The organism is Mesorhizobium sp. Root102 (genome assembly GCF_001425625.1).
GTDB lineage: Bacteria > Pseudomonadota > Alphaproteobacteria > Rhizobiales > Rhizobiaceae > Mesorhizobium.
Genome location: NZ_LMCP01000047.1, coordinates 257430 through 284406 on the forward strand (window position 1 = coordinate 257430; position 26977 = coordinate 284406).

A 26977-nucleotide genomic window follows, 5' to 3' on the forward strand; every position below is an offset into this window, starting at 1 on the left:
GCCGTAATCCTTTTTCAACCATTAAACTCCCACATGAACATGGCGGTTCGAAGGCTGTTTGGGGTCGCACAAGTGGGGTCGGGGCCTGCGTGAACACGCCATTTGCCACATCCACAATTTTGGATTTGTTGCTGCACGCACGGGTGCTGTGTATTCAGAAAGCCCGAGGAGAGAGCGTGATTCGTGTGGGCAGGCGACGATCGATCGCTCGGCCATGAGTAGTGAAATTTTGCAGGGATTTTCGCCGATGGCCGATTTGTTCACCCTTTCCGCACCCGATCTGGCAGCGCTTTTGTGCAGCCGGGTCTGCCACGACATCATCTCGCCGGTCGGCGCGATCAACAACGGGCTCGAACTGCTAGATGAAGGCGGCGCCGACGAAGACGCCATGAAGCTGATCCGTCAGAGCGCCCGCAACGCTTCGGCCCGCCTGCAGTTCGCCCGCATCGCCTTCGGCGCCGCCGGCTCGGCCGGCATGCTGATCGATACCGGCGATGCCGAAGCGGTCGCCATCGCCTTCCTCAAGAACGAAAAGCCGGAACTGATCTGGAACGGGACCCGCGCGCTGCTGCCCAAGAACAAGGTCAAGCTGCTGCTCAACCTGATCCTCGTCGCCAACGCCGCCATTCCGCGCGGCGGCAAGCTTTCGGTGACGTTGGAAAACCTCGAGACCGAACCGCGTTTCGCGCTTGCAGCGGCTGGCCCGATGCTGCGTGTGCCGCCGAAATTCCTCGAACTGCATTCCGGCCACAAGCCGGAGGAACCGATCGACGCGCATTCCGTGCAGCCCTATTACACGCTGCTTCTGGCGCGCGAAGCCGGCATGACGATATCGATCCACGCGACGCCGGAAGAAATTGTGCTTTCGGCAGCCTGATAGCGCAGTCGAGAAGCCGAAGTATTTTTGCATCGAAATCTGTAATTGCGGCCCATCGACATGAAATGCGTTTGGTCGCCCAGGCAGCGTTGAAGCATTCGCGAATAAAAGCAAGCAGCCGCCATCTTTGTAAAAATTTTACCTAACGCCTTTTCGGCTTCTTTACCAGATTGGCCTATGGTGCGACTGGATGCCCCCGACGCTACCGGATTGCCAGACGGCAAAGAGGACCCGGAAATGAAACGCTGCATGTTCGTCGACGATTCAAGCGTCATCAGGAAGGTTGCAAAACGCATCCTGGGCGGCTCCGAAATGATTGTCATAGAGGCAGCCAGCGGACTTGACGCGCTGGAGATGTGCGCCGCCGACATGCCCGACATCATCGTCGTCGACGGCGCCTTGCCTGATGTGCCGGCTGTCGATCTCATCCGTCGCGTGCGCGCCATGGAGAGCCCGATAAGGCCGCAGATCCTGGTTTCACTGGTCGAGCTCGATATCGCTTCGATCATGCGGGCCAAGCGCGCCGGCGCCCAGGGCTATCTCTTGAAGCCGTTCAACCGGCCGCAACTGCTCGAACGTTTTCGCGCCTTGAAGATAGCAACCGATTCGGCGGCGTTGAGCAATTCCAGGAAAAGCGCATGACGGTCTACCTTCCGGAATTGCGTAAAAAAGATAGTTACCAGCCCATCATGCAAAAAACCCGGCCAGAGCCGGGTTTTTATTGAAAAAAGTTCTGACGATGTCCGTCGCTCAGGCGCTGACGCGGATGTCTTCCGGTTCGCGCAGCACATAGCCGCGACCCCAGACCGTCTCGATGTAATTCTGGCCGCCGGATGCCGCGTCGAGCTTCTTGCGCAGCTTGCAGATGAAAACGTCGATGATCTTCAGCTCAGGCTCGTCCATGCCGCCATAAAGGTGGTTGAGGAACATTTCCTTGGTCAGCGTCGTGCCCTTGCGCAGCGAGAGCAGCTCCAGCATCTGGTATTCCTTGCCGGTCAGATGCACGCGCTGGCCGCCGACTTCGACGGTCTTGGCATCGAGGTTAACCACCAGGTCGCCGGTGGTGATGACCGACTGGGCGTGCCCCTTGGAGCGCCGCACGATGGCATGAATGCGGGCAACCAGCTCATCCTTGTGGAACGGCTTGGTCATGTAGTCGTCGGCGCCGAAGCCGAGGCCGCGCACCTTGTCCTCGATGCCGGCCATGCCGGAGAGGATAAGGATCGGCGTCTTTACCTTGGAAAGGCGAAGCGTTCTCAAGACCTCGTAACCCGACATGTCAGGCAGGTTGAGATCGAGAAGGATGATGTCGTAATCGTAGAGCTTGCCTAGATCGACGCCCTCTTCACCGAGATCGGTCGTGTAGACATTGAAACTTTCCGATTTCAGCATCAGCTCGATGCTTTGTGCGGTTGCACTGTCATCTTCTATCAGCAGAACACGCATTTCATTCCCCTTTTCTGCTGCCGGACCATTTCACGACCCGTCCGGACCCGGAGCAGTGGTTGCCCTTGTACAGAGGCTGCCATCAAATGGTTAACAAAACCTAATTTCCCGTCCATGACGGTACCAGATTTTTTAACCTCTTTCTACACCCTCTTGAATCTAATAACGAATCTCAGAACCAAATCCTAATGTAACACATCAACAATCTGGACTAAGTGACTCCAGAGACTCATCGACGTCGCTTCCGCATCGGCGGCCGGAATTTTTACCCGGCCTTAAGTCCTGACCCGTATGATTAACAATGCCCGTAAACGAATGGTTACCGCCGGCAAAAAACTTTAGGGTTTTGTTTCCCATAGTTCGGGGAAAGCCGGTGGACACGGGTGCGGCCTGGGCTCTTCCAGGTGGTTTGGACGATAAGTGCGGGTGTGCGTTTCCGGGAGTACGAATCATGAAGTCACGTGAAAACCTCGTTCGGCTGAAACAGTTTCAGGTGAATGAGAAGCGGCGGCAGTTGCTGCAGCTCGACATGATGATCGCCGAGTTCGAACGCATGGCCGTCGAGCTGGAGCTTCAGATCACCGCTGAAGAAAAGAAGGCCGGCATCACCGACATCAACCATTTCGCCTATCCGACCTTCGCCAAGGCGGCGCGTTTGCGCCGCGACAACCTCAGAAATTCGCAAAGCGACCTCGCGCAGCAGCGAAGCACTGCCGAATCATTACTCGGCGAAGCTGAAGCGGAGCTTTCCAAGGCGGAAATGCTGGAATCGCGCGACACCAAGATCCGCGAAGCCGAAGTCGGCGGCCGTAGCGCCATGATCGGCTGAAGCCGGCCTGTCCGCGACATTGGCGCTTGTCACCCGGCGAGTGCATGATCTCGGCCGCCTTGGTGGAAGGCCGCCAAGAAAACTGAGAGCCGCCCTAGGCGGCCCAATCCCCTTCACTTTCGGCAATTGCCCTAGCACGGGCATCCTTGATGTCCGGTGCATGCTGCTCCGCCCATGATCTGATCTGGGTAAGCAGTCCCGCCAGGTTCTGGCCGAGTTCGGTCAATTCGTATTCGACACGCGGCGGGATGACCGGAAAGATCTCGCGCCGCACCAATCCGTCGCGCTCGAGCACGCGCAGCGTCTGCGTCAGCATCTTCGGTGTGATGCCCTCGAGCTTGCGGGCAAGCTCGCCATTGCGCAGACGGCCTTTGCGCAACGCGCAAACCACCAGATAGACCCATTTGCTGGCCAGCATCTCCAGCACGGTGTGCGAGGGGCACGTCCGCCGGAAAGCATCATAGCCGAAACCACAGTCGTCTTCACTATCCATAAGGTGTGTATATATCATAAAGGTACATACTGGACAAGAAACTATTACTATCCAAATGATAGTGGCACCCAACCCAGCAGGAGAAATCGCAATGCGTGCCGCTATTCAGAATTCCGTCGGCGGACCCGACGTCCTTGTCATTGCCAATCGGCCCGACCCAACGCCAAAGGCCAGCGAAGTGCTGGTCCGCGTCAAGGCGGCCGGCATCAATCCGGTCGATGGCGCCGTCCGAGCCGGTTATTACCCATTGCTCGGCGAGCCGCCTTTCATACTGGGTTGGGATATCTCGGGAACTGTCGAAGCGCTGGGCGCCGGAGTTTCCGGCTTCCGGGTCGGCGACGAGGTGTTCGGCATGCCGCGCTTTCCCAAACAGGCGGCGGCCTATGCCGAACTAACTGCGGTTCCTGCCGATGAAATCGTACTGAAGCCGAAGCGTGCGGGCCACCTCGAGGCAGGCGCCTTGCCGCTGGCCGGCCTCACCGCCTGGCAAGGGCTTGTTCGCCACGGCGGGTTGAAATCGGGCCAGCGCGTGCTGATTCACGCCGCAGCCGGCGGCGTCGGCCATCTCGCGGTACAGATCGCCAAGGCGCACGGCGCTTACGTCGTCGCCACAGCCAGCCCGGCCAAGCTCGATTTCGTCCGCAACCTCGGCGCCGACGAGGTCATCGACTACACCAAGGGCGATTTTACCGACCAGGTTCGCGACATCGATCTGGTGCTGGAGCCACTGGGCGGCGAGCATGCAGAACGCTCACTGAAGGTGCTCAAGCGCGGTGGCGTGCTGGTGTCATTGCTCAATGTCAGCGACGCTACCAGGGGGCGGGCCAGCGCGCAGGGCATCCGGGTCGAGCGCATGTCCGTCGTACCCGACAGGGAGGGCCTGCTGGAACTGGCTAAGTTGATCGATGCGAAAAAGCTCGCCGTCCATGTGGCGAAGAGCTTCCCGCTCGACCAGGCGGGGGCTGCTCACGCTTTCCTCGCCACCAAGCCAGTCGGCAAGGTTGTGCTGTCGGTCTGAGCGCTGGAACAGTGACTGTGAAAGCAGAAGGGCGCGGGGTTACCCGCGCCCTTCGACTAGATTCGCAACGGTCAGTGCCGATATTGCTGGATGCGCGTCGTGCGCAGCCCGGCAAGGCCATATTCGTCGATCGACGCCTGCCAGGACAGGAATTCCTCGGTGGTGAGCTTGTAGCGTTGGCATGCCTCGTCCAGGCTCAAAAGCCCGCCGCGCACGGCCGCAACCACTTCCGCCTTGCGCCGGATAACCCAGCGACGCGTATTCGTCGGCGGCAGATCGGCAATCGTAAGAGGGCTGCCGTCAGGCCCGATAACATATTTGACTCTCGGTCTAACAAGATCGGTCATCGTACTCTCTACAAAAAACTCAAAGACCCAATCCCCGCCACGTTACCGCCACAGCTTTAAAAATTGCCTAAGCAGACCCTAATGACTAGGTAAGGATCATGAACGCCGCGTTAGTCTTTTCACCGGCATTTGAAACATCCGCCTGGAAGCGGCAGCGACGCGCGGAAAATCCGCCCATTCACGGACCGGTCGCTGCCTGTCGATCGGCCCTGCAAGCTGGCGTAGCCGCAAAGCTTGACCTATATTCGCCTCATTGGCATTCAGTCGCCGTGCAGAACGAAAGAACCATGAACAGCCTCGATCTTCCCGGACGTCCCGAAAACACCCGCATCGTCGTCGCCATGTCGGGCGGTGTCGATTCATCGGTCGTCGCTGGCCTGCTGAAGCGCGAAGGCTATGATGTCGTCGGCGTCACCTTGCAGCTGTACGATCATGGCGCGGCGACGCACCGGGCCGGCTCATGCTGCGCCGGGCAGGACATCGACGATGCCCGCCGCGTCTCCGAGACGCTCGGCATCCCCCATTATGTGCTCGACTACGAGGAGCGCTTCCGCAAGGCGGTCATCGATCCCTTTGCCGAGAGCTACGTCGCCGGCGAAACGCCGATCCCGTGCGTTTCCTGCAACCAGACGGTAAAGTTCGCCGACCTCCTGGCTACCGCCAAGGAACTCGGCGCCGACGCGCTGGCCACCGGCCACTATATCCGCTCCGGCGCTAACGGCGCCCACCGCGCGCTCTACCGGCCAGTCGACGCCGACCGTGACCAGAGCTATTTCCTGTTCGCCACCACGCAGGCGCAGATCGATTATCTGCGCTTTCCGCTTGGCGGCCTGTCGAAGCCGCAGGTTCGCGCCATCGCCGAGGAGATGGGGCTGACGGTTGCCGCCAAGCAGGACAGCCAGGACATCTGCTTCGTACCGCAGGGCAAGTATTCCGACATCATCGCCAAGCTGAAGCCGACCGCCGCCAATCCGGGCGACATCGTCCACATCGACGGCCGCGTGCTCGGCCGCCATGAGGGCATACTGCGCTATACGGTCGGCCAGCGCCGCGGCATCGGCATCGCTTCCGGCGAGCCGCTTTATGTCGTCCATCTCGATGCCGACCGCGCTCGCGTCGTGGTCGGCCCGCGCGAGGCGCTGGAGACGCACAAGATCTATCTGCGCAACATGAACTGGCTGGGCGACGGATCGCTCACAGACGTCCCTGCTGGCGGCCTGGAGCTGTTCGCCAAGGTCCGCTCGACGCGACCGCCGCGTCCGGCCGTGCTACATCACGGCAATGGCGCCACATGGGTGGAACTGGTCGACGGCGAGTCCGGCATCGCGCCCGGGCAAGCCTGCGTGCTCTACTCCGACGACGGCAACGAAGCCCGTGTGTTTGGCGGCGGCTTCATCGAGCGTTCGGAGCGTGGCGCCGAGGCCGAGGCCATGCTGACCCGGCTTGCCGCAAGGCCGGCGCAGATTCCCGCCGAATAGGGGCTCCGCCCTCTCGGAGACCGTTTCGAAATTCGCTCTGGCGAGTCATATAGTGGTGTTTTCGAGAACCGGAACGGAGCGGACATTTGGGTCCGTGAGCACAGTTCGACTGCGTCGACGCAGTAGAACGGGGAAGCACAGAAAACGCCACAAGATGGCCGCCGGAGTAGAATTTCCAAACAGTCTCAGGATTTGGTGTGGGTGACCGTGCCGGCGGTCAGGATGCGCAGCACCCTGATCGCTTCCTCGCCGCTGGTGCGCGGCTCGGCGCGCGTCTCGATGCACTGGATAAAATGCTCCAACTCGCGCGTCAGCGGCATGCCCTGCGCAACCGAGACATAGGACGGCTCATTGGTGGTGAAGGCCCATTGGCCGCTGTCCTGCCAGACCGCGTGGCGGTAGACGGCAAGCTTGCGTTCCCATGGCTCGACATCGTCGAACACCGCCATCGCCTTGGTGCCGACCACGGTCAGCCGCCGCTCGCGATAGGGATTGAGCCGCGAGGTGAAAAGATGGCTGCGCAGGCCGTTGGGAAAGCGCATATGCAGATGTGCGAAGTCGCTGAGATTGTCGAGGAGCGCTGCACCCTCGCCGCGCACCTCGATCGGCTCTGTGCCGGTGATCGCCAGGATCATCGACAGATCGTGCGGCGCCAAGTCCCACAGCGCGTCGTTCTCGGTGTGGAACTTGCCGAGGCCGAGCCGGTGCGAGTGGATGTAGCGGACTTCGCCGAGTTCGCCCTTGTCGATCAGCCCTTTCAGCGTCTCGAAGGCAGGATGGAACCGCAGGACATGGCCGACCATGAAGACGCGGCCGTTGTCCTTGGCCGCCTGCACCGCACGCTCGGCGTCGGCAACCGTCAGCGCGATCGGCTTTTCCACCAGCACGTCCTTGCCTGCCTCGACGGCGCGCACGGCAAGGTCGGCATGGAATTGCGGCGGCAGTGCCATGACGATGGCGTCGATATCGTCACGGACGAACAACTGGTCCGGCTCGATCGCCAGGCAGTCCTGTTCGCTGGCGAAGCCTTCGGCACGGGCCCGGTTGGTGTCGGAGACCGCGTGCAGCGCGCCGAGCGCCTTGAGGGTACGGATGTGGTTGCTGCCCCAGTATCCGCAACCGAGGACTGCAATGCGCGGCTTCATCTGTTTCAAACTCTAAAAACTCGTGGCCGAGACATAGCGACGTGCCCCCTCGAACTCAACCCCGGCGGCAACAACCAAATGTCCGCGCGGCAAAGCTTTTCGATAATGACGATAAGCCGGCAAGCCGGTTGCTTCGAAGCTTGACAGGCTCACCCTCCCAACCTTATATCCGCGCGACCTTGGCGAACGCCCCCGACATGCCTTTCGATTTGAGGCGGATTTCGGACCTTTCGCCGCCCTGGCGGGGTAGCTCAGTTGGTTAGAGCACGGGAATCATAATCCTGGGGTCGGGGGTTCAAGTCCCTCTCCCGCTACCACTTCAAACCCACTATCGTGTCCGATGGCCGCATCACAGCGGCCGCCTATTGGGGTGGGCTTTCCAGCATACCGTGCTGTGGGGAATGCTGCTACGCCAATAAGGGCGGCAAGCTTGCCCTTGACCTCGATCTCGAAGCCTTCGCGTGCAGGTTTTGGGTGCACCGTAACGCTGTGAACAAGCTGACGACAGCGCTGCTCGACCGTCTCACCCATCATTGCGAGATCATCGAGACCGGAAACGAATCCTGGCGCTTCAAGAACCGCGCCTGATCACCCCATCAAGCTCCCAAGCGCCATCCGCGCTCGCCCGGGCTGCGCAACCCTAACCAGCTCCGCCCGGGCGAACGCTGACCGCCGCGCATTACATAAGGGGGTCAAAATTGGACGCCGATCGGGGGTCAGTTTTGGAAGCCGTTTGACAGACAAGCTTTCTTCTACCCACTGGCGTTCTCCCTCGGAACACCAAATTCCAAGGGAAGTGGTTCGCCATCGGCCGGAGGCTTTCAACCGGCCCGGAGGCTTCATCTACAGATCAATGCGCATGTTCGCGCTTCGTTCGGTCTTAGCGTGTCTGCGGGAACAGTTCTTGTTCCGATCCCTCAATCGGGCTTCCGGACGAAATCGAAAGCTCCTGGTGCGGACGGATGAACCGGAATTCATGAGACTACGGCTCTGCAGCACGCAGTGTCAGCATTTCTGTATCGGTAGATTGAAAGCAAATGACCGCCAGTCTCGAAACAGGTCTGCTGACACTTTCCTGCGACGACGATTACGGTGTACGGGCATTCTGCCACTGACACTTTCAACCCTGCGGGCGCAAGTCTGTCACCGGCCGGTAGAAGATCACACGTACCGACGGAACAAGCTGGTTGAGGTAATCGAAATCCCGAACGTTGCCGGTCAGGACCGTCGCCCCCAGCAAGCCGGCCTGGTGAAAGATCAGCGCATCATTAAGAAAGCGGCGTTCGTGCCCCTCCCCTTTCGGCAGACGGTTCAGCCGGAACAGCAGGCCGGCAACCATACCGGCGCGTCCCCAGGCGGTGGCGTCGGGAGCATGTAATCGGTGCGAAGGGATATCTTCGATCGTGTCCGCAACCACTTTCAGGGTCGACTTCGTCGTGGGATGCAATGGGTCGAGCCGGCCGAACACATGGCTAAGCTCGGCAAGACAAACGGCGGAGTGGTGGCAGAGCCGATAGGTGAGAAGGTCATCGACCACTTCGGGCGTGCGTCCCTGCAGGACATCCAGATAGACGCTCGTGTCGAGAAGCAGGGCACCACCGACCGACGGCTGGTCCCCTGCCCAGGACAGAGCGGAATCTGGCCGCCGTTCCAGCCCTCCGGTACGCCGCTGTGGCTTGAGGGAACGCAGCGCGCTCCCTAGATCAAACGCCAAGATCAATGTCCGCGGGGATGCTGCCCTTGCGGCCGACGAGCCGGGCGCCAAAATCGTCCTCAATGGCAAGCCGCGACAAGGCGAGTTCAAGCAGCTCGGTGTCGGAGGTCACATGCGCGCGTTTCTTTGCCGCCTCGATCAGTTCCGACGGCACCCTGCCGGAGAGGCGTGTGTTCTTAGCCGCGCCAAGAAGGCCGACCGCCCTCGCCTGCTCAAGCACAAGGCGGTTCCGGGCGCGGGCGATCCGCTCCTCGCTTTCGGCTGCCGTTGCGCCACGTATGCTCATCCTAGATTCTCCGCTGTTGAACGAAACATAAATGGTGTTGAACATGAAAGCAAGGATCGGCACGCAGAAAGAAGGCCCAAAGAGTGTCATCACTGGATCCGGCAGGGCACGTCGCCCGACCCAGCCGGTCGTCGTAGGCGACCGGATGCAAATCTTGGAGCAATTCCGTCAGGCAGCTCGCGGTGGACAATCGGGCGCTTTGGCTGCACGTTGGGTGACAAGAATCGCAGCGCTGCGACATAAGAACGGACGAAAGTTTGATGGGCACTGCCCGTGATTTAATGACCACCGGCAGCGCCTGGTGCCGGCGCCGGTCGTTTGATCCGGTGCCGCCGGACCCACAAATCGTCGGCCTCTACATCACAGCACAAGCCTCGGGATCGGCAAGGGACAAAAAGTCGGTGTCGACCATTGAGCGCCGCCTGTCGTCGCTGACGTGGAACTATACGCAACGCGGTCAACCGCTCGACCGGAAGGACCGGCATATCGCCACCGTGCTCGCCGGCATCCGCAACAAACACGCCTCCCCTCCACGTCAAGAGGAAGCCATCCTGCGCGACGATCTTGTCGCCATGCTGGAAACGCTCGACCGTGGCACGCTGCGCGGTCTGCGCGACCGTGCCATGCTGCTTGTGGGCTTCGCCGGCGGCTTGCGCCGGTCCGAAATCGTCGGCCTTGATGTTGCGCGCGATCAAACCGAGGACGGTCGCGGCTGGATTGAATTTTTCGCGGACAAGGGCGTGCTGGTTACGTTGCGGGGCAAGACCGGCTGGCGCGAGGTCGAGATTGGTCGCGGCTCGTCCGACGCCACCTGCCCGGTCGTCGCCCTGCAGACCTGGCTGAAGCTGGCAAGGATAGGCCATGGCCCCCTCTTCCGCCGCGTCACCGGGGAAGGCAAACCGGTGGGAGCCGAGCGGCTCAACGATCAGGAGGTGGCGCGGCTGGTCAAACGCGCGGCCTTGGCCGCCGGCGTGCGCGGGGATCTTTCCGAGGGTGAGCACGGCCAAAGGTTTTCTGGCCATTCCTTGCGTGCAGGTCTTGCCTCGTCGGCCGAGGTCGACGAGCGTTACGTTCAAAGGCAGCTTGGCCACGCCTCGCTGGAGATGACGCGCAAGTATCAGCGACGGCGTGACCGTTTTCGAGTCAATCTAACTAAGGCGTCAGGATTGTAGGGTGCGGTACGCCCCCCAGCAGCAAGTGACTCTGGACGCGCCAATCCACTGGAAAGCCACAGGCCCAGCCATCAGGTTGATGGGTGTCTAAGGTTTATTGGTGCCGTGCAAGCCTCCAACTGAAGAGCGGTTCCCAGCTGGGAACTCAAAGTGCGGGTGGTGCGTGCTCGACTGGGAGTTGTGCGAGTAGTTTGCTTCTCGATGCGTGCTCCAGGATACTTCGCCCACACTTGGACTAGCCCCAGAGGGAAGTTGCCCAGCGACTGCAGGAGCCTCTTGCTTGCGTCATCCTCGACGCACTGAAGGAAGGTGCGCGTGGACAGTACGCCCACGTGCCAAACTGTGCTGATTTGCTGTCAAATCGCGTGGGACGCCTAGCGACAAATCCTAGCCGTGGAGTTGCCACTCGCGAGAATCGGTCGACCCGGAATGCCTTGTTGGAGGGAAGGGGGGCCGTGGGGCGTCTAGCTGGTCAGCCTGGTAGGGGCGATCATCGAAGTGACATCGGAGGCGGCGCGGCATGGCTGCATCACAAACACAACCGATCGTCTCCGTCGCAAAGGATGGTGACTCCCCCTGGGGACTGCGCGAGCTCAGTGCCGCCGTCACAACGGGAATTTCGCCGCCGCGCCAATATGGGGTCGGAACAAGAACTGCTCCCAGCGACACGCTAAGGTCGAACGGAGCATGAACGTCATGCCGCGTGGCGTAACCGAGCAGGAAGTCTGAGCAACCGGAAGCCTTCAGGCATGTGATGTTCTGCATCCCAAGTGTAGATGCCGGTCAGATTGATGTGTCCCCAGCTCAGCGGCGATACGTGCTTGAGCAGGTGATCCGGAATCTCGCGATGCATTTTGCGCAAGTGGGTGATGGACCGTTCGATATAGACCGTGTTCCAGTGTACGATCGCGCTGACGACGAGGTTGGCCGGCTATCCAGATCGACCGGCTATGTCCTATCAGGCGCGCCGAGCCCAACCTGGGAAACTACACATGGCCTTGGCGACTTTCTTGCATCGGTCTGGCTCGGCAGCCAACAACGTGGTGCCTCCGCGAGTGAGCGCTTAAGACCAATTTCGGCCTCGGTCGCGCCTGCTTCCAGGAAGCGAATCGAACCTGTCCAATGACCAAATTGCGGATCACCTCGGTCGTGGAGTCAATTTTGCAGTTGCCCGAAAGTTCTCCAGCGAACACGCTGGGGGTCGCGGTCGCAAAAAAAGAAAGAAGTCGGTTTGCGTTTAAACAGCGAAACCGCACGTCAGAGGCAAAAGCTCGAAATTAGACTGACGCCCCTGACGCCCAAAGGTTCACCCCATGGCCGAAGCCCACTAACCGAATGGAGAAGGCGGCACAGACTGGATTTCATCGAATTTGTGCCTCGCCAGCTAAGAGGCCGTGCCTGCATGAGGTTCATTGCCTTACAAGATCCGACCGACAACTGGATGGTCTATGACCTGCTTTTCGAGACCCCGGCGGGTTTCTCCGGCGGAGTGCTTTATGGCCTTTCGCGAGAAGAGGCCGAGCATCTTACAAACCCGGCGAACATGAAATTCGGATCGACGGCCGTATTCGGCGGGTCGAATCTCGGCCATCTGGCGCTCCGCTCGAATATTCATCCCTTCGCCACACCCCGGATGTCGAATCAAGAGGCGGCAGTGAGCGATGCCGCCCATCTGTGAGTCGAACGAGCAGATGGCCACTATCCATGATCGTATGCCCGTCATCCTTGCGCCGTCCGATTACAAGCGATGGCTCGGTCCCGAGCCCGATCCGCGCGACCTTATGAAGCCCTCTCCGTCAGAGTTGATGACGATGCCGATCGACAGCAAGGTTGGCAGCCCCGGTGAAAAACAATTCTCAGTGCGCTCGTCTCGAAATGAGGCACCAGGCAGTGCGGTCAAGAGCCATATTGGCTTCAAAGAATGCCCACTGGATGATGAACGGACGGTCGAGTTTTTTGACATGACAAATTGTTGATATCTGTCTTGGGAACGTTATCAGGCGGCGTCAGTTCCAGAGAGGTTTTAGAACAGCAACCCGCGCCCGACGATCCATGCGGCAAGCAGCCATGGTGAACTTCATGTATCGGATAGTCCTCTCCATCGCGATCTTTGTTATCGGCGCCGCGCTGCTAGCTGGCGGCGTCTGGCTCGCACTGCTCGGCGGATCGTGGTTCTACATTGTGCTCGGCGCTGCCCTTGTGGTTTCGGCAGCGCTAACCTTCTGGCGCAACTCTGCCGGGCTGGCGCTATACGGCGCAACGCTGCTGGTGACCCTCGGCTGGTCGATATGGGAAGTTGGCTTCGACTGGTGGGCGCTTTCCGCGCGAGGCAGCCTGCTCATCTTGCTCGGCGTCCTCCTGCTACTACCGCCGATGGTGCGGTCACTTCACAGAATTGACATGGGCTCCGCCCGATACAACGGCCGCAGCGGGCTTTTGGCCGGCTCCCTCGTAGTCGCGGTGCTTGCCGGTGTCTATGCGATGTTCCAGATCCCGCACGATCTCGCCGGCACGTTCGCCGACGACCGCATGGCCGCGTCGCGCGAGTTGAACAGCTCGATGCCGGACGGAGAATGGCAGGCCTACGGCCGAACCGCCGCCGGGGACCGCTATTCGCCGCTCAGCCAGATCACGCCGAAGAACGTCAGTAATCTGAAAGTTGCCTGGACTTACCACACCGGCGACATACGCGGTCCAAACGATCCCGGCGAGGCGACCTATGAGGTGACGCCACTGATGATCGACAGCACCGTGTACGTCTGCACGCCGCACAATCTGGTGATTGCGCTTGATGCGGTGTCCGGCAAGGAGAAGTGGCGCTTCGATCCGCACCTCAAACAAACAGTAAAGCAAACAACCCAACACCTCACCTGCCGTGGTGTCGCCTATTTCGACGGTTCAGCGGTTGCGAGCCCGCCCGCCGGCGGTGCAGAACAGCCGGCTGGGGCTGCGAACGGCCCCGCAACCGGCGCGCCACAGGCGGCATCGACCGAAGAACAGCGCCTCGCGGCAAGTGTGGCCGAAGTGACCACACAAGCGGCAGGCGTGCCTCAAAACGTGGTGACCGGCCAGGCGAAGCGCGGCGACCCCAATCCCGAAATTGACCGCAAAGATCCCACGACCACAGCCTCGATCGAACCATCCTGCGTCAAACGGCTCATTGCGCCGACGTCCGATGGTCGGCTGATCTCGATCAGCGCTGAGACCGGCAAAATCTGCCCCGGTTTCGGCGGCGACGATGGCACCTTAAATCTGTGGGCCAACATGCCCAACGTCACGCCCGGTTCGGTCTATTCAACATCCCCGCCTGTCGTTACCGACCATCTGGTGATTGTCGGCGGCGCCGTCAACGACAACGCGTCGACCACCTCACCATCTGGCGTCATCCGGGCCTTCGACGTCAACACTGGGGCGCTTGTCTGGAACTTCGATTCCAAGAAGCCCGATGCAACCGCACCAATTGCCAACGGCCAGACCTATTCGGAAAACGCGCCGAATTCTTGGAGCGTTTCGAGTTACGACCCAAAGCTCGGGCTGATCTATCTTCCGATGGGCAACCAATCGCCTGATCAGTATGGCGTCAACCGCAGCGCGGAAGTCGAGAAGTTCTCCTCCTCGATCCTCGCGCTGGACGTGAACACGGGCAAGGTCGCCTGGGTCTTCCAGGGCGTGCACCACGACCTATGGGACATGGACGTGCCGGCGCAGCCGAGCCTTGTCGATCTGACGATTGGCGGCAAGGTCGTGCCGGCGCTGGTAGCGCCCACCAAGCAAGGCGAGGTCTATGTGCTGAACCGCAAGACCGGCGTGCCGGTTCTGCCGGTTACCGAGGAACCCGCCCCGAGCGGTGCTGTCAAAGGAGATACCACCGCGCCGACACAACCAGTCTCGGCGATTTCGTTCAAGCCTGAGCCGCTTACCGAAAAGGATATGTGGGGCGCAACGCCGCTTGACCAGCTCGCCTGCCGCATTGAATTCCGCAGTCTCGACTACAGGGGCCGCTACACGCCGCCTACGGAAAAGGGCTCGATCATCTATCCCGGGAATTTCGGCACGTTCAACTGGGGCGCGGTGGCCGTAGACCCGGACCGTCAAGTGATGTTCGCCATGCCGGTCTATCTCGCCTTCACATCCAAGCTTGTACCGCGCCCTGATCAGTATGCCCGCGTCGTCAGCAAGGATGGGGAGGACGTTTTCAATGAGAATTTTGGGGCGCCTTACGCGGCGAAAATGGGCGCCTTCCTGTCTCCGCTCGGCCTGCCATGCCAGTCGCCGCCCTGGGGCTACGTCGCCGGCGTCGACCTGACCACCGGCAAGGTCGTCTACAAGCACGTCAATGGCACCGTGCGCGACCTGTCGCCGCTCCCCCTGCCATTCAAAATGGGGGTGCCCGGTATCGGCGGGCCGATCATCACCAAGGGCGGCGTAGCCTTTCTCAGCGGCACTCTCGACTATTATATCCGCGGCTATGACCTAAAGACCGGTGCGGAAATTTGGCGCGATCGGTTGCCGGCGGGCGGACAGGCGACCCCCTCCACCTACAAGGGCGCCGACGGACGGCAGTACCTCGTCGTGGTTGCCGGCGGCCACGGATCGACGGGAACAGAGGCTGGCGACTCGATCATCGCCTACGCCCTGCCGAACGCGAGTTAACAAGAAGGAACAGTCCCTTCGGACTGGTATACAAGCAGAGTGTTTGACGGTCGCTATAGGGTGGAAAGCGGAAATGCTGTGCTCGTTTTGACGTTTACCGCTTTTGACCCGAAGCTGAAGTAATCGGAGGGCAACGGGTGAAGCCTCGATAACGCTGAACGGCGATTTGGCCACGACTACGCGTTCGAGTCGAAAGCCGGCGCGGGTGAGCAACTGGCCGTATTGCGGCTCACTGCGTTCGATGCCGCCTGTCATCACCATCATGTTCAGATCAATTGGCGGCCCGACATGCGGCTCGTTTCCGAGCGGGAGGACGATCTCGACGACGACAGACGACCCCCAGGTGCGCGATTGCCCTGCGGACGTTCGCGAGGATCGGTGCGGCGCGCTCGTCGTCCCAATCGTGCATAATAAATTTGAGTAGGTAGAGATCGGCGCCCTCGGCACGTCCAGAAATCCCCCCTCATAATGCGGATGCGATCCCGCCTTCCGGCAACGAATGCGTCGTTGTCGGCGTTATCGATCACCTCCGCGACGCTTTTATCGAAGCAGCGCGGGAGGCACGCATATTGGTGGAGCGAGTAGCGCGTGGGACAGGAGGATGTATCGGGTCCCAACGGCCGGGACCTCGGTCCGGTCATGCCTATGAAGCGCTGCGCAACTACAACCGAAGCGACTACGATCGGCAACCAAAAGGACCGAATGGCGCCGAAGGCTTCCCGAAGGTCCTGTACGCAATCGCTCCGCGTTCGGTTACGGCATGATCAAGATCACGTGATTACTCCCGGTGCTTTGGCACGGGGATTGGGGCGAGATCCATCGGCTGGTACTGAGCCAGTTTCCGCAGGCCCGCAAGGTCGGTCAACTCGATGAGCCGCGAGTTGCTGGTGATAAGCTGTTCGGCGCGCAGCTGCTGAATTACGCGATTGAGATGTGGCACGCTCAACCCAAGCACGTCCGCTATGACTTCCTGCGAAAACGGCAGATTGAAACTTGTCTCGTCCGCCCGTTCCACCTCCAAAAGACGCGCGTGAATCTCAAGCAAAAGGTGCGCCAGCCTTTCGATCGGCGTGCGCCGACCGAGATTGACAATGTGTTCCGCATAAGTCGCTGCCTCTTGGGCGGCCAGCCAGCTTAACACCAAACCAAATTGTGGCTGCTCATAGCAAAGACGAATATAGGAATCGAACGAGCAAACTGCGTAAGTCAGTTCGGTCACAGCAACGACCGCGTAGGTCGACCGATCGAAAAAGCTGACTGGAAATCCAATAACATCGCCAGGTAGGATGACCTTCAGAATCTGCCGCTTGCCGCTGCGAAGCAATCTGTAGCGAATGGCGAAGCCATCTTTGACAAAGCACAGGTTTCGGAACTCCGAGCCTTGAACAATAAGTTCCTCCCGCTTCCGGACGGATAGATCGCGTTCGAAGATTGCCTCGAGACTTTTGACATCGACCGCACTCAGCTTCATCACACGGGTCAACCGGGCCACGATCGGATGGCCGGTCAGCGGCATACCGCGTTCCCAACGTTCATGAACTCTATCTCCGACGAACTTGCGTACGCTTATTAACTTAGATCAATGAATAGAATCATCAAACGAAAGTTGTATTGACTAGACTCTTTATACGGCCGCGAATGCCCATAGAAGCAGGCGTGCTTCCAATGTCCCGCTCGGAAAAACCAGTCAAAATTCGGGCACAACAACGAGAGCCACCAGAGGGCTCCAACGCCAAGGAGGAACTGCTGAATGCCGCTCGATAATCAAAAGCATGCCACTATTTCCCGCCGCACCTTGCTGCATACGGGCGCCGGTTTTCTCGGCAGTGCGGTTCTGCCCTGGTTCAGCCTTGAGGCCTCTGCGGCCGATGAGAAGGCCGCGATAGGCACCTGGCCGGCCGGATCAGAAGGCCAAACCGTCTATATCGGGGCTGCGGTGCCGCTTACGGGCGCCTATGCAGCGCAGGGTGCTGATGAGCTTAAGGGGTGGCAGCTCGCGGTCGAGCACATCAACAACGGGCACGACTTGATGAAGGCGTTGGCGCCAAAGGTCGACAAAGGCCTGCTTGGCAAAAAAGTGGAGCTGTTATCCGCCGACAGCGCGGCGAAGCCGAACCAGGGCGTCGAGCTCGAGCAGAATTTCATAAACCAGAACAAGATCATCCTGATGACTGGTTCGACTTCGTCGGCGGTCGCGGTGGCACTCAACAAGTTCGCCCAGCGCGAGAAGATCCTCTACGTAGCGGGGATTTCCGGCTCAAACGACACCACAGGAAAGGACTGCGTCCGATACGGCTTTCGCCAGAACTTCTATGGCCAGACCGCAGCGAACGCGATCGGGCCAATCCTGGTCAAGACCTACGGAAAGGGAAAGAAGGCGGCATTCATGACGCCGGACTATACTTACGGCCACACCGTCACCAAGTCGGTTAACGACTACCTGACCTCACAGGGCGGCTGGGAGATGGTGACGGACCAGGTCTCGCCGCTGGGCACCCAGGATTTCAGCCAGTATCTGACGAACATCGCCAATTCGGGCGCCGAGTTCATCGTCAATGTCAACTGGGGCCGTGACGCGGTGCTGTCGATCCAGCAGGCCAAGCAGTTCGGCCTGACACCGGGCATGAAGATGGTCGTGCCCTACCAGATCCCCTTCCTTGCCAAGGAAGTCGGTCCAGAACTGACAGCCGGTGTTTTCGCGGCCACCGATTTCTGGTGGACCCTGCAGGACAAGTATCCTCTCGCCAAGCAGTTCGTGGATGCGTTCCAGCAGAAATTCGGCTACCGGCCGGAATGGGGTGCTGAAAACGCCTATATCAGTTTCGCTCACTGGGCGCGCATGGTTTCGACGGCGGGTAGCTTCTATCCGCCGGACGTCATCAAGCAGTACGAGAAGGGCGAGACCATCCCATCGCTCGTCGGTGACGTTCACTACCGGCCGGAAGACCACCAGTGCGTGCGACCAGTCGTACTCGTCCAAGGCAAGGACCCCAAAGACATGAAGAGCGATGACGACTACTGGAATGTCGTCGAGGTGGTCGACGGCGCGCCACTGATGCAGAAGCCCGATGAGTTCGGCTGCAACCTCGGTAGCTACACCTGAAACCCCGACTTTCGCCTTCTCCACCGGCCGCGGCCGGGGAAGGCGTCGCATGCAGGTTTGACCGGCGGGGCGCAGACGGGTTCGCCTGCGCGTCGGTCACTGGATGTCGATTGTTCACGACCTGTTGGCGGAGCGGACGGCGGGGCACATCCTTCATTTTCAAGGGCGGGCGGCAGAGTGATTAACTGGGCAAATTTCATTTCGCAGTGCTTCAACGGACTCGTGCTCGGCGCGCTCTTGGCGCTGATCTCTTCGGGGCTGACGATCATCTACGGCACGCTCGGCGTCCTGAACCTCGCCCATGGAGCGATGTTCATGCTCGGCGGCTATGCCGGCTGGCTCGCTTACACCTACACAGATTCATTCCTGGCCGCGGTGGTGGCCGGATCGCTGTTCGTGATGATCGTCGGGGTGGTGATCGAGCGGTTGATCATTCGCCATTTCTACGCGCGCCCGCAAGAGGACCAGCTTCTCGTCACGTTCGGGCTGGGCATCGTCTTCGTCGAGACGGTCCGCTTCTTCTTCGGCAGCCTGTCGCGAACGGTGCCGCCGCCCGCCTCGCTTGTCGGCATCACCCATCTGGGTTTCATGGTCTACCCCACCTACCGGTTGGCCCTGCTCGGCATCGTTGCCGTTGCGCTGCTACTGCTCTATTTCGTGCTCTATCGCACCCGCATCGGGATGATCGTTCGAGCAGGCATCGAGGATTCGGCGATGGTCGATTCGCTCGGTATCGACGTCTACAAGATTTTCATGCTTGTCTTCGGCATCGGCGCGATGGCGGCGGGCTTCGCCGGCATCGTCAACGCTCCAGTGGTGTCGATCGCGCCCGATGTTGGCGAGGCCATACTGGTCCAGACCTTCGTGGTCGTGGTGATCGGCGGGGTTGGTTCGTTTCCCGGCGCGATCATCGGTGGGCTCATCGCCGGCGAGATCATCAGCATTACTTCGATGTTCAATCCCGGTTATTCCTATATCATGCTGTTCGTGGCGATGACGCTGGTGCTGGTGCTTCGCCCGCATGGGCTGCTCGGCACTGCCGCACGCGAGTAGATGCGGTCGGCCATGAACATCAATCGTCCCTTCCTCGTCGAGCTTGTGACGGCGGCTGCGCTCATTTTAGCACCGTTCTTGCTGCCCTATCTCGGCTTCTCGCCCAGCACGATCAATCGCATCCTCATCTGGGGCCTGTTCGGAATCGGCTTCGACATCCTGTTCGGCTATACGGGCCTGCTGTCCTTCGGCCAGTCGGCCTTTTACGGCACCGGCGGTATGGTCGCCGCCTATCTCCTCACTGAAACGAGCTTCTCATATGTCATGGCCGCCATCGTCATTGGCGCCACGGTGGCGGGTGTGGTCGGCTATGTGATTGGCCAAATCGCACTTCGGCGCACCGGCATCTATTTTGCCATGATCACGGTGGCGATCGCCGAAGTCTTTTTCTTCGTCGAGTTCAATCCGTTGTCGGCATACACGGGCGGTGAGAACGGCTTACCCGGGGTGCCAACCCCGGTCTTCGATCTCGGCTTCAAAGTGTTGGAATTCAACACCGACTGGACGATGTATACCTTCCTGGCGTTCTGGTATTTCGTCGGCATTGTCATCGCGCTGCGCATCGTACGCTCGCCTGTGGGCGCGATCCTTTCGGCGATCCGCGACAATCCGCTCCGCGCCGCCGCACTTGGCCACAATATTCACGGTTACAAGCTCACGGCCTTCGTGGTGGCGGCTGTCTATGCCGGCTTTGCCGGCGGCCTGCTAGGCGTCATGCAGGGCTTCATGCCGCCAGAGGCCTTCATGTTCGACACGTCCGGCCAGGTCCTCATGCAGACGGCCATCGGCGGCGCCGGCACGCTCTTCGGGCCTCTGGTGGGCGCTACGGTGTGGCTCTATCTGAGCGACTTCTTCCAGAACACATTGCATCTCGGCGCGACTTGGAAGCTGGTGCTCGGCGTCGTCTTCGTGCTTCTGGTGTGCTTCCTGCGACGCGGCATGGTCGGCGCGATCGTCGACCTCTATAGGCTGACAGGCAGCCGCAGCAAAGAGTCAATCGAAACCGCGGTGGAGAGCGCGCTCCACAACCCGGCCGCCATCGAGCCGATGCCGGCGCGCCAGCGTGGTGGCACGCTAGCGCCCGGGCCGATCCTGCAGGCGCATGGCCTCACCAAGCGCTACGGCGGTCTCGCAGCCAACAGCGACATCGACTTCGCGGTCAATCCGGGTGAGATACGCGGCATCATCGGGCCGAACGGCGCGGGGAAAAGCACTTTCTTCAAAATGCTCACCTGCGAGATCGCGCCGAGCTCCGGCCGAATCATGTTCGAGGGTCGCGACATCACCCGCATGGGTGTGTCCGAGGTGTGCCAGCTCGGGCTGACCAAGAGCTACCAGATCAACCAGTTGTTCGACCGCCTGACCGTCAGACGGAACCTGACCATCGCCGCGCTAGGCGACGCGCGCGGCACGTTCAGGCTCGATCTGTTCAAAAGCCTTCACAGCGTTCCCGGTCTCAATGAGCAGGTCGAGCGAACGGCGGCACTGGTGAACCTCACGACGCGGCTTGATCGGCCGGTTTCGGAACTGGCCTATGGTGAGAAGCGCAGGCTGGAAATCGGTCTGGCCCTGGCGACGTCGCCGAGTCTTTTGCTGCTTGACGAGCCACTTGCCGGCATGAGCCCGCGCGAGCGCGTCGAAACCGTGGCGCTACTCAAGTCGATCGCGCGCGGGCGCACGATGATTGTCATCGACCACGACATGGATTCGCTTTTCGAACTGGTCGAGAAAGTGACCGTCCTGCAGGAGGGCAGGGTTTTGGTCGAAGGCATACCCAGGGAGATCAAGACCAATGCCAAGGTGCAGGAAGCTTACCTCGGCGGTGTGCATGGAGAAATGGCATGAGCCTGCTCGAAGTCAGCGGATTGAATAGCTATTATGGGGACAGTCACATCCTGTTCGACGTGGGACTTAGGATCGAAAGGAATGAGGTCGTTGCGCTGCTCGGACGCAACGGCGCAGGCAAATCCACGACCCTCAAGAGTTTGATGGGCGTGGTGGCGCCGCGTACCGGTTCGATCAAGCTCGACGGGGTAGAATTGGTCGGCTGGAAGTCGCACAGCATCGCCCGGCAGGGCATGCAACTCGTGCATGAGAATCGACGCATCTTTGGCAGTCTAAGCGTGGAGGAAAACATCATTCTGGCCGGATTGACCGCCAAGAACCGTTGGCCGCTGGAGCGGATCTACACGATGTTCCCTCGGCTGAAGGAACGACGCACGGGCCGCGGTACCGACCTGTCAGGCGGCGAGCAGCAAATGCTGGCCATAGCTCGTGCGTTGGTTCGCGACCCGAAGATCATCCTGCTCGATGAGCCCTTCGAAGGGCTTGCCCCCGTTATCGTGCACGACCTGGTGCGTGCCTGCCGGGAACTGGCGCAGGCAGGGCAGACGATCATATTGGTGGAGCAGAACCTCGCCGCGGTGCTCGCGCTGGCGAGCCGCGTCTATATCATTAACAACGGCCATATCGCCCATGAGGGGGCGGTCGCCGAACTCAAGGCACAGCCAGGACTGCTGCTGCACCATCTCGGCGTCTAGGTCAAATGCGCCGCGCTTAAATCCCGATACAAGGCGATCTCAACACTCAAGTTCGGCATAGCAGTTTAGCCGTCGATCCGCCTATTTGCGCGCCGTTCAAAAAGCGGCCGCTAAGCCGGGGGACGAGCAGTCGCTTCTAAAGGAGCATGGTATCATCTGAGCGCAAATTTGCGCTGCGATAGAGTTTGGAGCAGCGGACACGCAGTTCCATAAACTTCTAGTTTGCTACTGGCATGTCGGATCGGAGGCGCTGGCTTGGACAGTTTCCACCGCCGGTACTCAATCAAGAGCACTATTGGGAGGCCCCATAGCCCGAGGCATCCTGCAGCTGAAATAGTAGCGCTGGACGGCAGCTTTTATCGTGTGACCGGCAGAAGCGGAGAGGCCGTTGTCTCACCAATCTCGGTCCTTCCGCATTCATGAGTTCACGGTCCAGTTCCTCAGTACCTTTCTTCACGAAATCCGCTCACCGTCCTCGTCGAGAAGAACGCAGCCCTCGGGATCGAAGCCGAGGTCGATCGCCTCACCTTCGCGAAGGACGCGACCAGTGATCGGCGCGTTGGCGCGGATGCTGGTCTTGCCGCCGATGTCGATCTCGTAGATGGCGCTACCGCCTAGATACGAGGCCGAGACGACGCGGCCCGACAGACGGTTGGCGCTCGCTGCCGCGCCGACCGACAGTTTCTGCGGCCGCACCACGACAGTGACTTTGCTGCCGTCGGCAAGCGGCTTTGGACAGGCCACGTTGATCGTCTGGCCGGTGGCAAGCACCACCGCTGTTCCTTCGCCGGATCTCCTCACAGCCCCGGCAAGCATGTTGGCCTTGCCGAGGAAGTCGGCGACAAAGGCCGTGGCTGGTGCCTCGTAGACCTCCTGCGGGGTTCCAATCTGCTCCACTGCGCCGGCGTTCATCACCACGATGCGATCCGACATCGAGAGCGCTTCTTCCTGGTCGTGCGTGACGAAGATAGCGGTGATGCCGGTTTGCTTCTGGATCTTCTTGATCTCGACGCGCATTTCCTCGCGCATGTTCGCATCCAGCGCCGACAGCGGCTCGTCGAGCAGCAGTACCTGCGGCTCGAAGACGATGGCGCGGGCGAGCGCGATGCGCTGTTGCTGCCCGCCCGACAGCTGCGACGGCAGCTTTTTCTCACTGCCCGGGAGACGCACCATTTCCAGCGCCTGGCCGACCTTGCGCGCGATCTCGGGCTTCGGCACGTTGCGGTACTTCAGTCCGAAGGCGACATTGTCGAACACGTTCTTGTGCGGGAAGAGCGCATAGCTCTGGAAGACCAGCCCGATATTACGCTTGTAGATCGGCACGTCGTCGACCCGCCGCCCGTCGATCATGATCTGGCCGCCCGAAATGTCGACCAGGCCTGCGATGGAACGCAGGATCGTGGTCTTGCCGCAGCCCGAAGGCCCGAGCAGGGTGACGAAGCTTCCCTTGCGGATCGACAGCGAGAAATCGCGCACCGCCACGAACTTGCCATAGGCAATGTCGATGTCGCGGAACTCGACCGCCGGCTGGCTCGTCTCGGCGCCGCCCGGAGCGGGTCCGCCCGAACCGAGCCTTGCCACCCCGGCCGCGGCCGGCCGGGGCGCCTCTGAAAGGTCGTGGCTGTCAGGCACCTTTCGAGATCCTGTGCCACTGCTTGTTCCAGGCGTCCTCATTGCTCGCCCAGTAAACCGGGTCGGCGAAGGTCAGCGCCTTCATCGTGCCCGTTTTGTCGAAGGCCGGCAGCTTCTCGATCTTCTCGGTCAACTTGACCTTTGTCGGGTCGAGCGACGGCGGATAGCTCTGGCCTTCGGCCACCGCGATGGCGGTCGCCGGGTCGAGCATGAAGTTGATCAACTCCTCGCACTCGGCCATCGGCGAGCCTTTCAGGATCAGCATGTCCTCCATCCAGGCATAGGAACCCGCGGGATCGAGGTAGCCGATCGGATGGCCCTGGTCCTGCAATGCGGCAACGCGGCCCGACCATGCGTCGGTTACCACGATCTCGCCCTTGGAAAGCAGGTCCATCAGTTCCGCGCCGGAACTCCAGAACTTCTTGGCGAGGTCGCGCGTCTCGCGCACCTTGGCCCAGATCGCATCCATGTCCTTGAGGTTGTTGGGGTCCTGTCCGGTGGCGAGTGCGGCGTACCAGACGCGCGTGGTCATGTCGTCATAGCCTCCGACCTTGCCCGCGTATTTCTTGTCGAGCAGGAGTGCGGCACCCTTTTCCTTGGCTTCCTCGGGCGAGATCACCTTGGTGTTGTAGGCGATGCCTGTCGTGCCGTAGTCGTAAGGCACGGCCGAGAGTTTCGGAGTCAGCTTGCGGAACGGTTCGATCATCGGCTGCAGCACATTCGCCATGTTGGGAATGTTGGCCTCGTTGATCTCCGAGGTCAGGCCGCCGTTCACATATTTGATGTAGTAGTTCACGCCGGAGGAATGAATGACCTGGTAGTCGCCGGGCTTGGCGGTCTTGATCTTGGTGATGATCTCGTCCTCGTCGCCGAACGTGCCCTGGACCACCTTGATCTTGGTCTTGGCGGTGTAGGGCTTGAAGGCATATTTGTCGATCGCGTCCTGCACCGTGCCGCCCCAGCCATCGAAGCGGACCTCTTCGACCGCGGCAAGCGCCTGCCTCATCCAGGGCATGTCGAGGCCCACCGCGGCCGCCGCGGCGGCGGTCAGCGTCAGGAAGGTGCGGCGGCTCAGATCGCCGTTTTGATACCTATCGTGCAGCCGTTCAAGCCGCTTGCCGTTGGACAGTTTCATCGTGCTTCCTCCTTTGGTTGGCCGCGTCTTTTCAATCTGGTCAGGCTTTGCAGGACCAGGCCGCCGAGCAGCGGGATGCCGACGGTCACCAGGATCATCACGGTGCCGAGCGCGTTGATCTCCGGGCTGATCGAGATCTTGAGCATCGAAAGGATCTGGGTGGGCATGGTCTCGACGCCTGCCGGCCGCCAGAACAGGCTGGCCGACGTGTTGTCGAACGAGATGGTAAAGGCGAGCAGCGCGCCGCCGACGACGGCAGGGATGAGCAGCGGCAGCGTGATCTCGCGGAAGGAGGAAAAGCGCGAGGCGCCGAGTGAGAGTGCCGCCTCCTCATAGACGCGTCGGATGCCGACCATGCGCGCCTGCGCGATCAGCACCACATAGGGCACGGCGAGCAGGATATGACCGAGCACCAGGAGAAGCATGGTCCTCGGCTGGTCGACCGCCTTGATCAGCACCAGAAGGCCGACGCCGAGGATGGTCTCCGGCACCAGCGCCGGCAGGATCACCAGCGTGCTCAGCGCCTGCTTGCCACGGAATTCGAACCGCACCAGCGCAAACGCCGTGACGACTCCTATTGCGGTGGTGGTGGCGGCAGTGACCAGCGCAATCCACAGAGATGTGCGGAAGGCGGCCAGCACCTGCTCATTGGCCATCAGCTTGCCGTACCATTGCAGGCTGAAGCCCGTCATCGGGAAGCCGCCGAACATCGAAGCGTTGAACGACAGGATCACTGTCGCCACGATCGGCGCGAACATGAAGATGTAGACACAGAGCGTGACGAAGCCAGTCAGCCGCCAGGCCCATCTGCCTTCCTCCTTCCGCCGCGCCCTCATCCGCCTAACCCTTTGACGATCTGCGACATGCCCATGTAGCGGGTATAGAGGGCGGCGAAGAAGCCCAGCACGACGAACAGCACGATCGAAAGCGTGGCGCCCATCGGCCAGTTCAGCTCGCCCATGATGGTGTCGTAGATCAGGTTGCCAAACAGCGCGTCGCGGCCGGAGCCGAGAAGCTGCGGCGTCACATAGCTGCCGGCGGCCAGCACGAAGCACAGCAGCAGGCCTGCGGCCAGCCCGGGCAGCGAAAGCGGAAGCGTGACCTCGCGGAACGCCTGCGCGCTGGTGCAGCCCATCGAGCGAGCCGCGGAGATCAACGTGCGGTCGATGCCCTCGAGACTCACATAGACGTTGAGGATCATGTACGGCAGCAGGAAGTGCAGCAGCCCGAGGATCACAGCACCCTCGTTGTAGAGCATCGGCAACGGCTCGTTGATGATGCCTACTTTCAGCAGCGCAACGTTGATGACGCCCTGTTCGCCCAGGATGTTGATCCAGGAAAAGGTGCGGATGGTGAAGCTGATCCAGAACGGCACGATGAGCAAAAGCAGAAGCAGCCACTTGTGCTTGAATGTCGTCGCCCAGATGAAATAGGCGGGAAAATAGCCCAGCACGCCGCAAAGCAGCGCCGTCATCGCGCCGACCCTCAGCGTCTTCAGAAGGAAGCCGTGGTAGTAGCTGTCAGTCAGGAACTCGTGCCAGTTCGCGGTCGTCAGCGCGCTGGTTTCCACACCAGCGGTGACGAAGGTGAAGAAGGTGTAGGCGGCCATCACCGCGATCGGCAGCACCAGGAAGAAGATCAGCAGCAGGAGCACCGGCGCGACCAGCATCCAGGCCAGCCGCGGGTCATACAATGTCCATCGTCGTTTCATGGCACCCGGCCGTCCGCGCCTTCTTTGAAGCGCTTATTTTGTTCCCACAGCCAAGATTGAGTGATTGAAGGCCCGATGTCTACAGTCGGCGATTGAGCCAGCGGACTTCAGCGGACATCGGCGCGTCGCCAACTGCGATAGCGCCGAAGGCATGACGCCGTTCAGCACGAACGTTCACCGATCGAGAACCACATCTGTGAGCATCTTGGGTGAGACAGGCGCGCCGTTCAGGTTTGCCAGACTAGATGTTTGATCCCGAGCTTTGATGGTGCATTATTTTCCTTGGAATGGAGGGATGCACTGTGGGACAGATTCTACATGGGAGCGCCACGACGACAGAGGCAG

At 60.6% G+C, this 26977-nt stretch carries 23 protein-coding genes, 1 tRNA gene and 3 pseudogenes; 15 read left to right on the forward strand and 12 right to left on the reverse strand.

Translation table 11 applies throughout. The features are described from left to right. The first annotated feature begins 247 nt into the window (after positions 1-247). Positions 248-877 carry a histidine phosphotransferase family protein gene (locus ASD12_RS31030; protein WP_056595897.1) on the forward strand — a complete coding sequence of 210 codons (630 nt, stop codon included), beginning with the start codon at positions 248-250 and terminating at the stop codon, positions 875-877. Between the two features lie 237 nt (positions 878-1114). Then, a complete protein-coding gene (locus tag ASD12_RS31035; protein WP_056595900.1) occupies positions 1115-1519 on the forward strand; it encodes a response regulator in 405 nt (134 codons plus the stop codon). Positions 1520-1627: 108 nt separating this feature from the next. Here the strand turns inward: ASD12_RS31035 and ctrA are convergent, their stop codons facing one another. Continuing rightward, on the reverse strand, positions 1628-2323 hold the full coding sequence (ctrA, locus tag ASD12_RS31040) for a cell cycle two-component system response regulator CtrA (RefSeq protein WP_006203583.1): 696 nt from the start codon (positions 2321-2323) through the stop codon (positions 1628-1630). Between the two features lie 451 nt (positions 2324-2774). Here ctrA and ASD12_RS31045 point away from each other — a divergent pair, with 451 nt between their 5' ends. After that, the gene (locus tag ASD12_RS31045) at positions 2775-3152 is read left to right on the forward strand and encodes a hypothetical protein (protein WP_056595903.1); all 378 of its coding nucleotides are present in this window, start codon (positions 2775-2777) and stop codon (positions 3150-3152) included. Positions 3153-3246: 94 nt separating this feature from the next. Here ASD12_RS31045 and ASD12_RS31050 read toward each other — a convergent pair whose 3' ends face one another. Then, entirely contained in the window at positions 3247-3645 is a 399-nt protein-coding gene (locus tag ASD12_RS31050; RefSeq protein ID WP_023809911.1) for a helix-turn-helix domain-containing protein, read from the reverse strand. Between the two features lie 91 nt (positions 3646-3736). On the opposite strand from ASD12_RS31050, the gene ASD12_RS31055 reads away from it, so the two are divergent. Further along, entirely contained in the window at positions 3737-4663 is a 927-nt protein-coding gene (locus ASD12_RS31055; protein ID WP_056595907.1) for an NADP-dependent oxidoreductase, read from the forward strand. Positions 4664-4734: 71 nt separating this feature from the next. Here the strand turns inward: ASD12_RS31055 and ASD12_RS31060 are convergent, their stop codons facing one another. Continuing rightward, positions 4735-5010 (reverse strand): DUF1153 domain-containing protein, encoded by a 276-nt coding sequence (locus tag ASD12_RS31060; protein WP_013529904.1) that lies wholly within the window; start codon positions 5008-5010, stop codon positions 4735-4737. A gap of 287 nt (positions 5011-5297) precedes the next feature. On the opposite strand from ASD12_RS31060, the gene mnmA reads away from it, so the two are divergent. Beyond that, positions 5298-6488: a tRNA 2-thiouridine(34) synthase MnmA gene (gene mnmA / locus ASD12_RS31065; RefSeq protein WP_056595910.1), complete on the forward strand. Its 1191-nt coding sequence runs from the start codon at positions 5298-5300 to the stop codon at positions 6486-6488. Between the two features lie 185 nt (positions 6489-6673). Here mnmA and ASD12_RS31070 read toward each other — a convergent pair whose 3' ends face one another. Next, positions 6674-7633, reverse strand: coding sequence for a Gfo/Idh/MocA family oxidoreductase (locus tag ASD12_RS31070; RefSeq protein WP_056595914.1), 960 nt, complete (start codon positions 7631-7633; stop codon positions 6674-6676). A gap of 240 nt (positions 7634-7873) precedes the next feature. Here ASD12_RS31070 and ASD12_RS31075 point away from each other — a divergent pair. Both ASD12_RS31075 and ASD12_RS35005 read left to right on the forward strand, forming a co-directional pair. Further along, positions 7874-7950, forward strand: a tRNA-Met gene (locus tag ASD12_RS31075). A 178-nt stretch (positions 7951-8128) separates the two neighbouring features. Next, a pseudogene (locus ASD12_RS35005) lies at positions 8129-8221 on the forward strand (ATP-binding protein); the annotation flags it as partial. 532 nt (positions 8222-8753) lie between these two features. On the opposite strand, the gene ASD12_RS31080 reads toward ASD12_RS35005, so the two are convergent. Both ASD12_RS31080 and ASD12_RS31085 read right to left on the reverse strand, forming a co-directional pair. Continuing rightward, the gene (locus ASD12_RS31080; RefSeq protein ID WP_056595917.1) at positions 8754-9347 is read right to left on the reverse strand and encodes a hypothetical protein; all 594 of its coding nucleotides are present in this window, start codon (positions 9345-9347) and stop codon (positions 8754-8756) included. Beyond that, positions 9337-9633 carry a hypothetical protein gene (locus ASD12_RS31085; RefSeq protein WP_056595920.1) on the reverse strand — a complete coding sequence of 99 codons (297 nt, stop codon included), beginning with the start codon at positions 9631-9633 and terminating at the stop codon, positions 9337-9339. Before ASD12_RS31085 ends, ASD12_RS31080 begins: the two co-directional genes overlap by 11 nt. Before the next feature lie 260 nt (positions 9634-9893). On the opposite strand from ASD12_RS31085, the gene ASD12_RS31090 reads away from it, so the two are divergent. Next, complete coding sequence (locus ASD12_RS31090) at positions 9894-10805, forward strand: site-specific integrase (protein ID WP_244483025.1); 912 nt, start codon at positions 9894-9896, stop codon at positions 10803-10805. Positions 10806-11499: 694 nt separating this feature from the next. Here ASD12_RS31090 and ASD12_RS33845 read toward each other — a convergent pair. Continuing rightward, a pseudogene (locus tag ASD12_RS33845) lies at positions 11500-11730 on the reverse strand (Tn3 family transposase); the annotation flags it as partial. 477 nt (positions 11731-12207) lie between these two features. Here ASD12_RS33845 and ASD12_RS31095 point away from each other — a divergent pair. From ASD12_RS31095 to ASD12_RS31105, 3 genes and pseudogenes are all read left to right on the forward strand, one after another. Further along, positions 12208-12483, forward strand: a complete 276-nt coding sequence (locus ASD12_RS31095) for a hypothetical protein (protein WP_156398684.1) — start codon at positions 12208-12210, stop codon at positions 12481-12483. Beyond that, positions 12479-12646: pseudogene (locus tag ASD12_RS35670) on the forward strand (SOS response-associated peptidase family protein); the annotation flags it as partial. The gene ASD12_RS31095 and the pseudogene ASD12_RS35670, both read left to right, overlap by 5 nt. 238 nt (positions 12647-12884) lie before the next feature. After that, positions 12885-15458 carry a membrane-bound PQQ-dependent dehydrogenase, glucose/quinate/shikimate family gene (locus ASD12_RS31105; RefSeq protein ID WP_056596021.1) on the forward strand — a complete coding sequence of 858 codons (2574 nt, stop codon included), beginning with the start codon at positions 12885-12887 and terminating at the stop codon, positions 15456-15458. 778 nt (positions 15459-16236) lie between these two features. On the opposite strand, the gene ASD12_RS31110 is transcribed toward ASD12_RS31105, so the two are convergent. Continuing rightward, positions 16237-16974 carry a Crp/Fnr family transcriptional regulator gene (locus tag ASD12_RS31110; protein ID WP_056595934.1) on the reverse strand — a complete coding sequence of 246 codons (738 nt, stop codon included), beginning with the start codon at positions 16972-16974 and terminating at the stop codon, positions 16237-16239. Between the two features lie 234 nt (positions 16975-17208). Here ASD12_RS31110 and ASD12_RS31115 point away from each other — a divergent pair, with 234 nt between their 5' ends. The 4 genes from ASD12_RS31115 (at position 17209) to ASD12_RS31130 (ending at position 22154) form a co-directional block, all read left to right on the forward strand. Beyond that, entirely contained in the window at positions 17209-18561 is a 1353-nt protein-coding gene (locus ASD12_RS31115; protein ID WP_056595937.1) for a substrate-binding protein, read from the forward strand. 177 nt (positions 18562-18738) lie between these two features. Further along, positions 18739-19614 (forward strand): branched-chain amino acid ABC transporter permease, encoded by an 876-nt coding sequence (locus tag ASD12_RS31120; protein WP_056595940.1) that lies wholly within the window; start codon positions 18739-18741, stop codon positions 19612-19614. Between the two features lie 12 nt (positions 19615-19626). Next, on the forward strand, positions 19627-21459 hold the full coding sequence (locus ASD12_RS31125; RefSeq protein WP_056596025.1) for a branched-chain amino acid ABC transporter ATP-binding protein/permease: 1833 nt from the start codon (positions 19627-19629) through the stop codon (positions 21457-21459). Further along, a complete protein-coding gene (locus ASD12_RS31130; protein ID WP_056595944.1) occupies positions 21456-22154 on the forward strand; it encodes an ABC transporter ATP-binding protein in 699 nt (232 codons plus the stop codon). Before ASD12_RS31125 ends, ASD12_RS31130 begins: the two co-directional genes overlap by 4 nt. A gap of 453 nt (positions 22155-22607) precedes the next feature. Here the strand turns inward: ASD12_RS31130 and ASD12_RS31135 are convergent, their stop codons facing one another. From ASD12_RS31135 to ASD12_RS31150, 4 genes are read right to left on the reverse strand one after another with little or no spacing between them, the layout of a single operon-like run. Beyond that, entirely contained in the window at positions 22608-23786 is a 1179-nt protein-coding gene (locus tag ASD12_RS31135) for an ABC transporter ATP-binding protein (RefSeq protein ID WP_082525771.1), read from the reverse strand. Then, positions 23779-24921, reverse strand: a complete 1143-nt coding sequence (locus tag ASD12_RS31140) for an ABC transporter substrate-binding protein (protein WP_082525772.1) — start codon at positions 24919-24921, stop codon at positions 23779-23781. Before ASD12_RS31140 ends, ASD12_RS31135 begins: the two co-directional genes overlap by 8 nt. After that, the gene (locus ASD12_RS31145) at positions 24918-25757 is read right to left on the reverse strand and encodes an ABC transporter permease (RefSeq protein WP_056595947.1); all 840 of its coding nucleotides are present in this window, start codon (positions 25755-25757) and stop codon (positions 24918-24920) included. Before ASD12_RS31145 ends, ASD12_RS31140 begins: the two co-directional genes overlap by 4 nt. Then, positions 25754-26632 carry an ABC transporter permease gene (locus ASD12_RS31150; RefSeq protein WP_056595950.1) on the reverse strand — a complete coding sequence of 293 codons (879 nt, stop codon included), beginning with the start codon at positions 26630-26632 and terminating at the stop codon, positions 25754-25756. The genes ASD12_RS31145 and ASD12_RS31150 overlap by 4 nt, the downstream gene beginning before the upstream one ends. Between the last annotated feature and the right edge of the window lie 345 nt (positions 26633-26977).